This is a genomic window from Sideroxyarcus sp. TK5 (assembly GCF_054601595.1).
Genome location: NZ_BAAHSJ010000001.1, coordinates 176,658 through 189,135, shown reverse-complemented (window position 1 = coordinate 189,135; position 12,478 = coordinate 176,658). Strand labels below are relative to the sequence as shown.

General features: G+C 62.9%; 10 protein-coding genes and 1 riboswitch. Of the genes, 5 read left to right on the top strand and 5 right to left on the bottom strand.

Going from position 1 to position 12,478, the window contains the following annotated elements:
* Positions 1 to 26: 26 nt before the first annotated feature.
* Positions 27 to 719: a response regulator transcription factor gene (locus ACYPYQ_RS00860; RefSeq protein ID WP_459717978.1), complete on the bottom strand. Its 693-nt coding sequence runs from the start codon at positions 717 to 719 to the stop codon at positions 27 to 29.
* A 210-nt stretch (positions 720 to 929) separates the two neighbouring features.
* Positions 930 to 1,023, top strand: a riboswitch (glycine riboswitch).
* Between the two features lie 42 nt (positions 1,024 to 1,065).
* On the opposite strand from ACYPYQ_RS00860, the gene gcvT reads away from it, so the two are divergent.
* The 5 genes from gcvT to ACYPYQ_RS00835 all read left to right on the top strand — a co-directional run bounded on the left by gcvT (position 1,066) and on the right by ACYPYQ_RS00835 (position 6,334).
* Entirely contained in the window at positions 1,066 to 2,148 is a 1,083-nt protein-coding gene (gene gcvT / locus ACYPYQ_RS00855) for a glycine cleavage system aminomethyltransferase GcvT (RefSeq protein ID WP_459717975.1), read from the top strand.
* 20 nt (positions 2,149 to 2,168) lie between these two features.
* A complete protein-coding gene (gene gcvH / locus ACYPYQ_RS00850) occupies positions 2,169 to 2,558 on the top strand; it encodes a glycine cleavage system protein GcvH (RefSeq protein ID WP_459717972.1) in 390 nt (129 codons plus the stop codon).
* An 82-nt stretch (positions 2,559 to 2,640) separates the two neighbouring features.
* Positions 2,641 to 5,493, top strand: a complete 2,853-nt coding sequence (gcvP, locus tag ACYPYQ_RS00845) for an aminomethyl-transferring glycine dehydrogenase (protein ID WP_459717969.1) — start codon at positions 2,641 to 2,643, stop codon at positions 5,491 to 5,493.
* Between the two features lie 10 nt (positions 5,494 to 5,503).
* Positions 5,504 to 6,025 (top strand): thiol peroxidase, encoded by a 522-nt coding sequence (tpx, locus tag ACYPYQ_RS00840; protein ID WP_459717966.1) that lies wholly within the window; start codon positions 5,504 to 5,506, stop codon positions 6,023 to 6,025.
* A 9-nt stretch (positions 6,026 to 6,034) separates the two neighbouring features.
* Positions 6,035 to 6,334, top strand: coding sequence for a hypothetical protein (locus tag ACYPYQ_RS00835; RefSeq protein WP_459717964.1), 300 nt, complete (start codon positions 6,035 to 6,037; stop codon positions 6,332 to 6,334).
* 121 nt (positions 6,335 to 6,455) lie between these two features.
* Here the strand turns inward: ACYPYQ_RS00835 and ACYPYQ_RS00830 are convergent, their stop codons facing one another.
* From ACYPYQ_RS00830 to ACYPYQ_RS00815, 4 genes are read right to left on the bottom strand one after another with little or no spacing between them, the layout of a single operon-like run.
* Positions 6,456 to 8,408, bottom strand: a complete 1,953-nt coding sequence (locus ACYPYQ_RS00830; protein ID WP_459717961.1) for an amylosucrase — start codon at positions 8,406 to 8,408, stop codon at positions 6,456 to 6,458.
* 10 nt (positions 8,409 to 8,418) lie between these two features.
* Positions 8,419 to 9,249 (bottom strand): HAD-IIB family hydrolase, encoded by an 831-nt coding sequence (locus tag ACYPYQ_RS00825; RefSeq protein ID WP_459717958.1) that lies wholly within the window; start codon positions 9,247 to 9,249, stop codon positions 8,419 to 8,421.
* Positions 9,246 to 11,384, bottom strand: coding sequence for an HAD family hydrolase (locus ACYPYQ_RS00820; RefSeq protein WP_459717956.1), 2,139 nt, complete (start codon positions 11,382 to 11,384; stop codon positions 9,246 to 9,248). The genes ACYPYQ_RS00825 and ACYPYQ_RS00820 overlap by 4 nt, the downstream gene beginning before the upstream one ends.
* Positions 11,381 to 12,343, bottom strand: a complete 963-nt coding sequence (locus ACYPYQ_RS00815; RefSeq protein WP_459717952.1) for a carbohydrate kinase family protein — start codon at positions 12,341 to 12,343, stop codon at positions 11,381 to 11,383. Before ACYPYQ_RS00815 ends, ACYPYQ_RS00820 begins: the two co-directional genes overlap by 4 nt.
* Positions 12,344 to 12,478 lie beyond the last annotated feature (135 nt).

Sequence of the window (12,478 nt, the reverse complement as noted above, 5' to 3'; positions counted from 1 at the left end):
AAACGACGGCCGCCTGAAAGCGCAGGCTATTCCTTCGCAGCATCCTGGCCTGCCAACTGGTAACCGAAACCGCGCAGAGTGTGTAACAACTTGCGCTCGAACGGCTTGTCCATCAGTTCGCGCAACAGGTACAGATGCGCCCGCAGCGCATCGCTGTCCGGCCTGCCCTCACCCCACACGGCCCGCTCGATGTCTTCGCGGCTCACCACCTGCGGCGAACGCGCCATCAGCACCTCCAGTATCTTGTACGGGATGGGTGGCAGCATGATGGCTTTGCCGGCGCGACGCACCGAACAGGTCAGCATGTCCAAAGTAAGGTCTTCCACTGTCAGAACCTTCTGCCGCTGGCTACTGTCGCCTCCCCTGCGCATCAGCACCCGCAGTCGCATCTCGACTTCCAGCAGATCGGCAGGCTTGATCAGGTAATCGTCAGCACCCGCCTCCAGTCCGATGATCTTGTCCTCCAGCGCATCGCGCGCAGTGACCATCAGGATGGGTGTGCCCTTGCCGGCATCCTCGCGCAGCCTGCGGCACAGGGTCAGCCCATCCATGCCAGGCAGGGTCAGGTCGAGCACGATGGCGTCGTATTCGTTGACTACCGCCAGATGCAGCCCGGTCACGCCATCGCCCGCCGCGTCCACGACATGCCCCTTGGATTCGAGAAAGTCGAACATATTGGACGCCAGGTCCCGGTTGTCTTCGATGATGAGCACCCGCATAAGCCCTACACTCCTAAAGTCTGGCGACCACACCGGCCGCCACGTTTTTTTACCTTACCATCTATTCGCTCATGGCCGCCAGCAGGCGCTTTGCCAAGGCGCAATTCCGGTATAATCCGCGCGCCGTTCAAACCGATGGGAGAGTGTGCTGACAACAGCACCGCCGAAGGCGTAACACCCGCAACCGCTCAGGCCAAAGGAACTATCGGGACAGGCAAATCTGGAGAGCGCTGTTGGATCAGCCACCGAAGGGGCACGCGACGTAAGTTGCAATCTCTCAGGTACCAAGGACAGATGGGGGCGAGGCTATGTGGCCTCGCCCTTTTTTATCGCCCGGAAAACACACATGACTCTGAAGACGACTCCTTTGAATGCAGCCCACCGCGCCATGGGCGCCAAGATGGTGGATTTCGGCGGCTGGGACATGCCGGTCAACTACGGTTCGCAGATCGACGAGCACCATCAGGTGCGCAACGACAGCGGCATGTTCGACGTGTGCCACATGCGCGTCGTGGATGCGAAGGGCGACGGTGTGCGCGCCTTCCTGCGCTACCTGCTGGCAAACAATGCCGACAAACTCACCGTGCCCGGCAAAGCGTTGTATTCCGCCATGCTGCGCCCCGAAGGCGGCGTGATCGACGACCTCATCATCTACTTCATGACCGAGCAGTGGTTCCGCATCGTGGTCAACGCGGGCACGGCGGACAAGGATATTGCCTGGATGAAACAGCAGGCCGCCACCCGCGCACCGCAGCTCACCATCACTTCGCGCGACGATCTGGCGATGGTCGCGGTACAAGGCCCGAACGCGCGCACCAAAGTGTGGCAAGTGCTGCCGCAAACCAAGGCTGCGACCGAGCATCTGGTGAACTTCCAGGCCGCCGACTGCGGCGAATACTTCATTGCCCGCACCGGCTATACCGGCGAAGACGGTTTCGAGGTGATGCTACCGAAAGAAAAAGTGGAAGCGTTCTGGTACGACCTGAACAAGGCAGGCGTGAAGCCCATCGGCCTCGGCGCGCGCGACACGCTGCGTCTGGAGGCGGGCATGAACCTGTACGGTCAGGACATGGACGAGACGGTCGGTCCGCTGGAATCCGGTCTGGCGTGGACGGTGGATCTGAAGAGCGAGCGAGACTTCATCGGCAAAGCCGCCTTGCTGGCGAACCCGCCGAGCAGCAAGCTGGTCGGCCTCGTACTGCTGGATCGCGGCGTGTTGCGCGGCCACCAGAAGGTCGTCACCCCGCATGGCGACGGCGAGATCACCAGCGGCACGTTCTCTCCCACACTGGAGAAATCCATCGCGCTGGCACGCGTACCGAAAGATGTGCAGATCGGCGACACCGTGCAAGTCGTCATCCGCGATAAGATGCTGGCTGCGCAAGTCGTGAAATACCCATTCGCCCGCAACGGCAAGGGCCTGATTTAATTTTCTTTGAGGACTAGACCATGAGCAATCCGACCGACCTGAGATACACCGCCTCCCACGAATGGGTGAAGACCGAAGCCGACGGCACGATCACTGTCGGCATCACCGACCACGCGCAGGAACTGCTGGGCGACATGGTGTTCGTTGAAGCTCCTGCCGCCGGCCGCAAGCTGAAGGCCGGTGAAGAGTGCGCCGTGGTGGAATCAGTGAAAGCCGCCGCCGACGTGTACGCACCGGTCGCCGGTGAAGTGACCGCCGCCAACGCCGATCTGGATAACGCACCGGAAGCCATCAACAACGAACCGTACGGCGCCTGGATCTTCAAGATGAAGCCGGACAATGCCGCCGACGTTGCCGCCCTGATGGATGCCGCTGCCTATCAGGCGCATGTAGACAGCGAAGCGCACTGAACCAGAACCATCGCCACTGGGGACACAGGATACCTGTGCTCGCAGTGGCGTTTTCAATCACTCCTGACATCCCGAGCCCACCATGAACACCGACCACTTCGTCTCCCGCCACAACGGTTCCAACGCACAAGATACGCAAGCCATGCTGGACAAGATCGACGCGCCGTCACTGGATGCACTGATCGACCAGACCGTGCCGGCGGCCATCCGCCTGCAACAGCCGCTGAATCTGGCGGACGGGATGTCGGAACATGAGTTCCTCGACCATCTGCGCGGTATCGCTGCCAAGAACAAGCTGTTCAAAACATATATCGGTCTGGGCTATTACGGCACCGTGCTGCCCGCGGTGATCCAGCGCAACGTGCTGGAGAACCCGGGCTGGTACACCGCGTACACACCGTATCAGGCCGAGATCGCGCAGGGTCGTCTGGAGGCGCTGCTGAATTTCCAGACCATGGTGATGGACCTGACCGGTATGGAGATCGCCAATGCTTCGCTGCTGGACGAGGCCACTGCCGCGGCCGAAGCGATGACCATGCTGCACGGCCTGCGCTCGCGCGAGGATGCGGCAGCCGGCAAGAACAGTTTCTTCGTGTCGCACGAGTGCTTCCCGCAGACCATCGAACTGCTGAAGACGCGCGCCAAGCCGCTGGGCATCGAGCTGGTGATCGGCGACTTCAAGACCGTCACGCTGAACGACAAGCTGTACGGTGCGCTGCTGCAATACCCGACTGCCGACGGCACGGTGCATGACTATGCCGACTTCGTGACGCGCGCCAAGGCCAGCGGCATGAGCATCGCGGTCGCCGCCGACATCCTCAGTCTGGTGCTGCTCACGCCGCCGGGCGAATGGGGCGCGGACGTGGTGTTCGGTTCCACCCAGCGCTTCGGTGTACCGATGGGTTACGGCGGCCCGCACGCCGCGTACTTCGCCTGCCGCGACGCGCACAAGCGCTCCATGCCGGGCCGCATCATCGGCGTGTCGGTCGATGCAGACGGCAACCCGGCATTGCGCATGGCACTGCAAACGCGCGAGCAGCACATCCGCCGCGAGAAGGCGACCTCCAACATCTGTACCGCACAGGCGCTGCTGGCGATCATGGCCGGCATGTATGCGGTGTACCACGGCGCGGAAGGCCTGCGTGGCATCGCGCGTCGCGTACATCAGGCGACTGCCGTGCTCGCCGAGGAGTTGAAGAAGCTGGGTTATCAACTGGCCGACGGCGTGTTCTTCGACACTCTGCACCTGCTGCACACCGACAACGTGAAGATCCATGCGCTGGCCGAAGCCGCACAGATCAACTTCCGCTACACCGCCGACGGCATCACGCTTTCGCTGGACGAGACGGCCTCGGTCGCCGACCTGAACGCCATCCTCGCCGTGTTCGCACAAGCCGCCGACAAAGCCGCGCCCTGCGTGACGCGCGAACAAGTGATCAATCACGCACTGATGTTCACCCCGCGCAACTCGACCATCCTCGCGCACGCGGTGTTCAACGCGTACCACACCGAGACCGAGATGATGCGTTACATCAAGCGCCTGGAGAACAAGGACCTGTCGCTCACCCACTCGATGATCTCGCTCGGCTCCTGCACCATGAAGCTGAACGCGGCTTCCGAGATGCTGGGCCTGACCTGGCCTGCATTCGCCAACCTGCACCCGTTCGTACCGCTGGAGCAGGCCGAGGGCTACGCAGAACTGATCGCCGGTCTGGATGCCGCATTGTCCGAGATCACCGGCTTCGCCAAGATGAGCTTCCAGCCGAACAGTGGTGCATCCGGTGAGTACGCCGGTCTGCTGGTGATCCAGGCGTATCACCGTTCGCGCGGCGAAGGCCAGCGCAACGTGGTGCTCATCCCGTCCTCCGCGCACGGCACCAACCCGGCCAGTGCCGCGATGTGCGGCATGCACATCGTGGTGGTGAAGTGCGATGCACGCGGCAACATCGACGTGGACGATCTGCGCGCGAAAGCCGAAGAGCACAGGGAAGACCTGTCCTGCCTGATGGTCACCTACCCCAGCACGCACGGCGTGTATGAAGAGTCCATCAAAGACATCACTGCCATCATCCACGCCAACGGCGGCCAGGTGTACATGGACGGCGCGAACATGAACGCGCAAGTCGGCCTGACCAGCCCCGGCAACATCGGTGCCGACGTTTGCCACCTCAACCTGCACAAGACCTTCGCCATCCCGCACGGCGGTGGTGGACCGGGCGCGGGCCCCATCGGTGTGGCCGCGCATCTGGCCCCCTTCCTGCCTTCGCACCCGGTGGTCAAGGTCGGCGGCACGCAGGGCATCCACGCGGTGTCCGCCGCGCCTTACGGCAGCGCGCTGATCCTGCTGATCTCCTACGGCTACATCAAGATGATGGGCGGCAAGGGCCTGACCGAAGCGACCAGGATGGCGATCCTGAATGCCAACTACATCAAGGAATCGCTGAAGGATCACTACGCCACGCTGTACAGCGGCAGCAACGGCCGCTGCGCGCACGAGATGATCCTCGACTGCCGCGAGTGGAAATCGGGCGGCGTGGAAGTGGCCGACATCGCCAAGCGCCTGATGGACTTCGGCTTCCACGCACCGACCACCTCCTTCCCGGTGGTGGACACGCTGATGGTGGAACCGACCGAGAGCGAATCGAAGGCCGAGCTGGACCGCTTCTGCGACGCGATGATCGCCATCCGCAAGGAGATCGAGGAAGTCATCACCGGCAAAGTCGACAAGAAGGATAATATCCTCAAGCACGCGCCGCATACCGCGAAGACGGCATGCGCGAATGAGTGGGCACGTCCTTACTCACGCGAACAGGCGGCCTATCCGCTGCCCTGGGTGCGTGAGAATAAGTTCTGGCCGGCCGTGGCGCGGGTGGATAATGTGTATGGCGACAAGAACCTGATCTGCGCCTGCCCGCCCATCGCTTCATACACCTAAGGAGACTCTCATGGCCAAGGACCCCAGCAACAAGACCGCAGTCACATTGGCTGGCGCGCCCGTCACCCTGTTCGGGAGCTTCCCCGCCGTCGGCCAGCTCGCCCCGGAATTCACTCTGGTAGACAAGGACTTGAAGGACGTCTCGCTGAAGGATTTCGCCGGCAAGCGCAAGGTACTCAACATCGTGCCCAGTCTGGACACCGCCGTGTGCGCCACTTCCGCGCGCAAGTTCAACGAGGCTGCCGGCAGGCTGAACAACACCGTGGTGCTGGTGATCTCGGCCGACCTGCCGTTCGCCATGAGTCGCTTCTGCGTGGCGGAAGGGCTGGAGAACGTGGTCACGCTGTCGCTGATGCGCGGCCGTGACTTCATGCGCAACTACGGCGTGAAGATCGCCGACACCGCCCTCGCGGGTGTCACAGCACGCGCCGTGCTGGTGCTGGATGACAAGGACAAGATCATCCACGCCGAGCTGGTGGACGACATCACGCACGAGCCGAACTACGACGCGGCGCTGGCCGTATTGCGCTAGGGACAAACGATGGCGGCGGACAAGAACTTCCACAAGCGCATCATCGGCGTCTGCTGGCTGCTGCTGGGGGTGCTCATCCTGTCGGTGCTGGCCACCAGCCAGGCATCGCTGGAACCGTCCAAACTGTTCGTGGGGATACTCGAAGGACTGTTGTTCACGGCCGCCGGTTTCATGCTGCTGGCCAAGTTGCCATATTCCTGGCGGCTGTGCCTGCCCTGTGCGGCATTGTCGCTTTTCACCGTACCTGTCGGCACCGCCATCGGCGTCTATTATCTCTGGTACTACTTCCGGCGCGAGCAGCTCGGCTGAGCCGTGGACGAGCCGACCGCACTGCCGCATCATGCTGCCCGGCAGCGCCCCCGTTCTCGCCGACCTTGAATCGCGTTACACCTTCATGCAGGCCCCGGACAATCGCGACTCGTGTGGCGGCTCAGTCGGCCAGCCAGTAACAGGACAAGGCGGGAATACGGAGGACATCCTGTTCGGGTTCGCTGCGCATGCCGCTGCAGAGCTCGCGCATCGGGCCATGCGAAAAGAAACCATAGGACCGCAGTACTTCAAGCGGCAGCGACTGCTCGGCATTGTTGAAGTTCGCCACCACCAGCACGCGGTTGCGCGGCGACACCGGGTCACTGCGCACGAACACCAGCAGATTCGGGTTCTCCACGAACACCTGCTGCCGGTTGTCGAAGTCGGAAAAAGCGGTCAACTCCTTGCGCAGCGCGATCATCTTCTTCAGGCCGTGGAAGATGCGATGCTCCACGGTCCCCGGTTTGTGGCGGCGTTCCGCTTTGTCCCAGTCGAAACGTGAGCGGTGCGCCCAGCGCGTATCGTCACGCCGGGAAGGATCTGCCAGATACTCCACGCTGTTCAGCATGCCGATACCGTCGCCGTAGTAAAGAAGCGGAATGCCGCCGAACGACAGGATGACGCTGTGCAGCAACAGGATGGTGCTTATGGCTTCGTCTATCGCGCTCTCATCGCCGGATTCGACGGCACTCTCCAGCCCGGCCAGCGAGGCGAGCGAACCGGAGATGCGTGCGTCGCCTGTCTTCGGGTTCTCGCCGAACGGCAAGCCGCGCGCGGGCGAACCTTCGAAGTGGCCGGTGAAGTAGTCGATCAGGAAACGGCGATGGTGGTAGGGATCGTAGCCCGCCAGCACGGCATCCTTGTCGTCAAAGCCGAGGCCGATGTCGTCGTGGCAGCGCACATAGTTGAGCCAGGTCGCACGCTCCAGTTTGGCGGGCAGGTGTTGCACGCCGAGGTTGAGCAGCTTCGCGTTCTTGGTCGCCACCGCGTCCCACAACAAGGCCATCAGCGTAGCGTTGTAGGCGATCTCGCATTCCTTGGCCATGATCGCGTCCTCGCCGAAATACTTGCTGATCTCTCCCGGCGCAACGATGGCTTCGGCGATGAACAGCACGCCGGGCGCGGTCACCTGACAGCAGTCCTTCATCAGTTGCAGCAGCAGGTGCGCCTCGCGTTCGTTCTGGCAGGTGCTGCCGATCTTCTTCCACAGGAAGGCCACCGCATCCATGCGCAGTATGTCCACGCCCTTGTTGGCCCAGAACAGGATGATGTCCACCATCTCGATCAGCACGGCCGGGTTGCGGTAGTTGAGGTCCCACTGGTAGTTGTTGAACACCGTCATCACCCACTTGCCCATCTCGTCGTTCCAGGTGAAGTTGCCGGGCGCGGTGTTGGGGAATATCTCAGGCATGGCCTCCTCGAACGCGTCCGGCATCTCGCGGTCGTCATACACGTAGTAATAGTCCTGGAACTTCTTGTCGCCCGCGCAAGCCAGCTTCGCCCACGCGTGTTCGTCCGAGGTATGGTTCACCACCACATCCAGCACCAGCAGCATCTCGCGTTTCTTCAGCGTGGCCGCCAGCGCTTCCAGATCGGCGTTGCTGCCGAAGCGGGCATCCACCTTGTGGAAGTCACGCACCGCATAGCCGCCGTCGCTCGCCCCTTCCGGGCAGTCGAGGATGGGCATCACGTGCAGCATGTTCACACCCAGATCCTGCAGATATGGCAGCTTCTTGCGCAGCCCTTTCAGGTCGCCGGCGAAGCGGTCGCAATACAGCGCCATACCCACCCATTTCTGGCTGAGGAACCAGTTGTAGTCGCGCTCACGCGCCAGGTCAGATTTGCGCAGATGCGGAGCACGCTCGATATAACGCTGCGCCAGCGTCTCCACCAGACTGACCATCTGCGCCTTGAAATCGGGACGGTCGCCGTAAAGACGATGGAACAGGGTGTGGATGCTGTAGAAGTTCGCACCCAGACGGGTATAGAAATGGCGCAGGCGTTGCTTGCCGATCTCGGGATTAAGTTCGACCAGTATCTCGTTCAGCATCGCGTGGGAGGCTTGTTCGTACATTTTGTCCCGCTCAGTCCGTTTCCAGCAGCCAGGCTTCGATCTCGGGCCAATGATACGCCGCACCCTCGAGGATGCCCGCGCTGTAGTTGCCGTTCATGCCGAGGAAGCCGCCGTGCGCGGTGCACAGCGACGCCTTGTGCAGATGCGTGACCTGCCGCTTCAGCTCGGGCGAGGCATTGGCGACCAGCACCGCCGGCACATCGCTCTGCAACACATCCAGATCGTTGCCGCTGTCGCCCGCGAACACGGTATCCAGCCTGCCGTAGCCCTGCTGCCGCATCAGATACTCGATGGCGTGCAGCTTGTTGGCGGAAGCGGGCAACACATCCAGCAGGCCGACATGCTCGGCCTCGTCGACGCTCCAGATCAGGTTGGCCTTGATGCCGCGTCCCGCCAGCAAGCGGCGCATCTGTTCCTGCAGTGCAGCGCTGTCCGCCGTCAGGTCGACATAGAAGCTCAGCTTGTGCAAGTTCTGTTTGGCGGGCTCCTGCAAACGCAGGTCGCCGAACACCTGCAGCAACTTTGCCAATCCTTCGCACGACAGGTCTCCCCAGTCCGGCGCGATCTGCGCATCCCATTCTTCGCGGCGCTGCCAGCCGCGCCGCCCGACCTGATACACCGTCGATCCCACATCGGCGATGACGAAATCCGGCTGCGGCAGATCATATTCGGCGATGGCCTGTTCGATCAGTTCGCGATGGCGTCCGCTGACATATGCCAGCTGCACGTCATCGCGCCCGACCAGACGACGGAAGGTCTCTCGCGCACCGGGCGATTCCGGCTGCACACCGTTCGGGATCAGGGTGCGGTCCAGGTCGGTGCATAGCAGATGCCGGTTCATGCGCCACGCCCTCCCTGCGCGAAGAATCCATAGTGCGCGATCGCTTCCAGAACGCCGGCCGCATGCTGGCTTTCCGTCAGATAGATACTGTCGATGGCCGCGACATCGGCCAGCTCGTCCAGATGGCGGTTGCTCACCACCGCGCCCAGCGTGTTGCCCATCAGCATGTCGGTATCGGCCGCCGTTACGCCGCACACCAGTGTGTTCTCCAACGGGAAGCCGAGCTGCTCCGCGCACCAGCGCATGGCCAGCCCCTTGGAGGCGCGCACCGGCACCACATCGAGGAACTGGCCGAAGGAGAACACCGAATTCACGGCCTGCTCGTTGCGCAACAGGGTCTGCCGCACCTCGTGCGCGTTGGCAAGGGAGTGGTCCACGTAGTAGCTGATCTTGAACGGGTTCTGGTGCATCTTGGGTTGCAGGGTCAGGCCCGGCACCCCGGCCAGGATGTCGCGCACTTCCTGCGCGTTCCATCGATGGTTGATGTGGCGTACCCAGCTCTCTGAGCGGGTCAGGGCCGGCGCATAGTGGATCTCCGTGCCCTGACCGGTGATCAGCACATCCGGCTTGGGGATGTTGTATTCGCGCAGTCTGGCCAATGCATCGTCCAGCCTGCGGCCGGTGGCGATGCCGAAGATGGTCGTCTTGCGGTTCGCCTGCATGAGTTGCAGGAACTCCCGCAGCGCCGCATCGTCCCCGATCAGGTTGAGATCGATGCTGGTGAAGATCGCACGGTCGCGGAACACGCCCGCACGACGGATCGTGGTGATGGGAGCGACCGGCTCCGACCGCTCCACCAGCGGGCGTATCACCTGCAGATATTTCTCCACGTGCGCCTGCCAGGAATAGTGACGTGCCACACCTTCGATGCCATGCTTCGCCAGGCGACGCCAGGCGGGCCGGTCGCTCAACGTATCGAGCAGCGTCTGCGCCATTGCGGCCCGATCCAGCGGGTTGATCAGATGGCCGTTGTTGCAGTTGCCGATGATGTCGATGGGACCGCCGTCCTCGGTCGCCACGATGGGCAGGCCGCAGGCGGCGGCCTCGATCAGGGTCAGACCGAACGGCTCGGTCAGCGCAGGGTTGACGAACACGCCGTGGGTCGCGGCCGCCAGACGGTACAGCACGGCCACCTCCTCCTGCGCGTGGTGCTTGGGATAGGCCACCTTGCCGTACAAGTCGTATTTGTCGATGGCGAGCAGGATGCCGTTGAGCACACCCGCCGTGGTGTCCTCCATCTCGTGGATATCGTCGCGATTGCCGGCGACGATCACCAGGTTGGCGATCGCTTGCAACTGGGGCGACTGCCCGTATGCCTCGATCAGTGCCACGATGTTCTTGCGCGGGTCGGGGCGCGACAGGGCAAGGATGATGGGTTTGTTCGGTGCCTTCAGGAATCGCCCGAGCTGTTGCGCGATGGGGCTTTGCTTCTCGTCGCCATGCGGCGGGAAGAACTGTTTCAGGTCGGTGCCCGGCGGGATCACGCGCATGCGCGCCGGCTGATAGAAGTCGTACAGACCGTATTGCTGCTCGACTTCCTGCCGGGTACTGGTGATCACGCGCTCGGCCACCCCCAGCGTGTCCTCCTCCACCCCGATACGGCGCGAGATGTGATAGGTGCTCTCGATCTCGCTGCGCGACACACCGCCGGCCAGCAGCTGCTTGCGCTTGCTGCGCCCCAGCGAATGGCCCGTGAACACTAGCGGGATGCCGAGCTGATGCGACAGGCGCGAACCGACGTAACCCGCATCGGCATAGTGGCCGTGGATGACATCCGGCAGTCGCGTCTGCCCCTTGAGCCAGGCCAGCGCGTTGTCGGAGAAGTTCTCCAGCGTGTCCCACAACATCTCCTTGCGCAGATACACCGGCTCGCCGCAGTCGATGCGCACGATGGCGGCCTTGTCGGAAAGCGCTTCGAGCGGCACCGCGTAATCCGGGCTGACATGCCCGTCCGCCACGCGGCGGGTCAGCAGGACCACGCGTTCGACATCACTGTGCTCCCCCAGTGCGCGCGCCAGTTCGACCACGTATTTGGTCTGGCCGCCGGTGTCGGCGTCGCGCCCCAGCTCCAGATCGTGCCCCCGTATCAGGCCGTGCACGCTGACCAGCACGATGAACAATGGCGGCTTTTTCATGACTGCCAGGCGCTCAGGAAAGGCGCGTAGAAATCCGCGTGCTCGGGGACGGCACCGCGCAAGGTACAGATCGCCGCCGCAAAGGCATGCGCACGGGCCAGCGTCTGCTGCGCGGGCCAGCGCCGCAACTTGCCCAGTATGAACACCGCCGAGAAACCGTCGCCGGCACCGACCGTATCGACCACCTGTACGGGCGCGCCGCCCGGAACCATGCTCACGTCCTCCTGGTCGCGCTGCACCAGCCATGCGCCTTCCGCCCCGCAGGTCACCAGCACCTGGCCGATATCGAAGGTCTGCATGAAGGCGCGTGCATGCCCGGCCAGCGTATCGCCGGGCAAAGCGAACATCTCCGCCAGCACCAGCATCTCTTCATTGTTCAGCTTGACCGTGTCCGCCTGGCGCAACGATCGGCGCAACACTTGCGCGTCATACCAGGGTGCGCGCAGATTCACATCGAAGAAGGTCGGCACCCCGCTGCTGTTCAGCAACATCCTCAACGCGCCCCTGGACACCGCGTGCCGCTGCGCCAGCGTGCCGAAATAGACCAGCTCGGGATGGATGGACAGCGCGACCATGCGCGCGACCGAAGCGTGGATATGGTCGTAGGCCTGTTCCGGCAGGATCTCGAAGCGATGCGAACCGCCTTCGAGCTGGACTCTCACCTGACCGGTCGGATGACTCTGGTCACACTGAACGCCCACCGTCTCCATGCCGCAGGCGTCCATCGCCGCCAGCAGTTCGGCGCGCAATGCATCGTTGCCGGTACGGGTGATGAGGACGGGATCCAGGCCGAAGGCCTTGAGGTGTCTGGCGACGTTGAAGGGCGCGCCGCCGAGGACGCTGCGGTCCGGGAAGACATCGGCGAGGACCTCGCCGAATAGCGCGACGGTCGCTCCACTGCGCCGAGAAGATAGGGAAGATGCTGGGGTGTAACGGGTCTGGTCTGCTGTTTCTTTCATCGGCCTGTAACGACAGCCGCCACATTGGTTCCGCGACGAACTAATTGGTGAGTGATGCGCGCATTATACCGGAGCTTGCGCTAGTCTTGCTGCAATTGTCGCCTACACTCAGAATCGCCGCATCAATCCATCCGC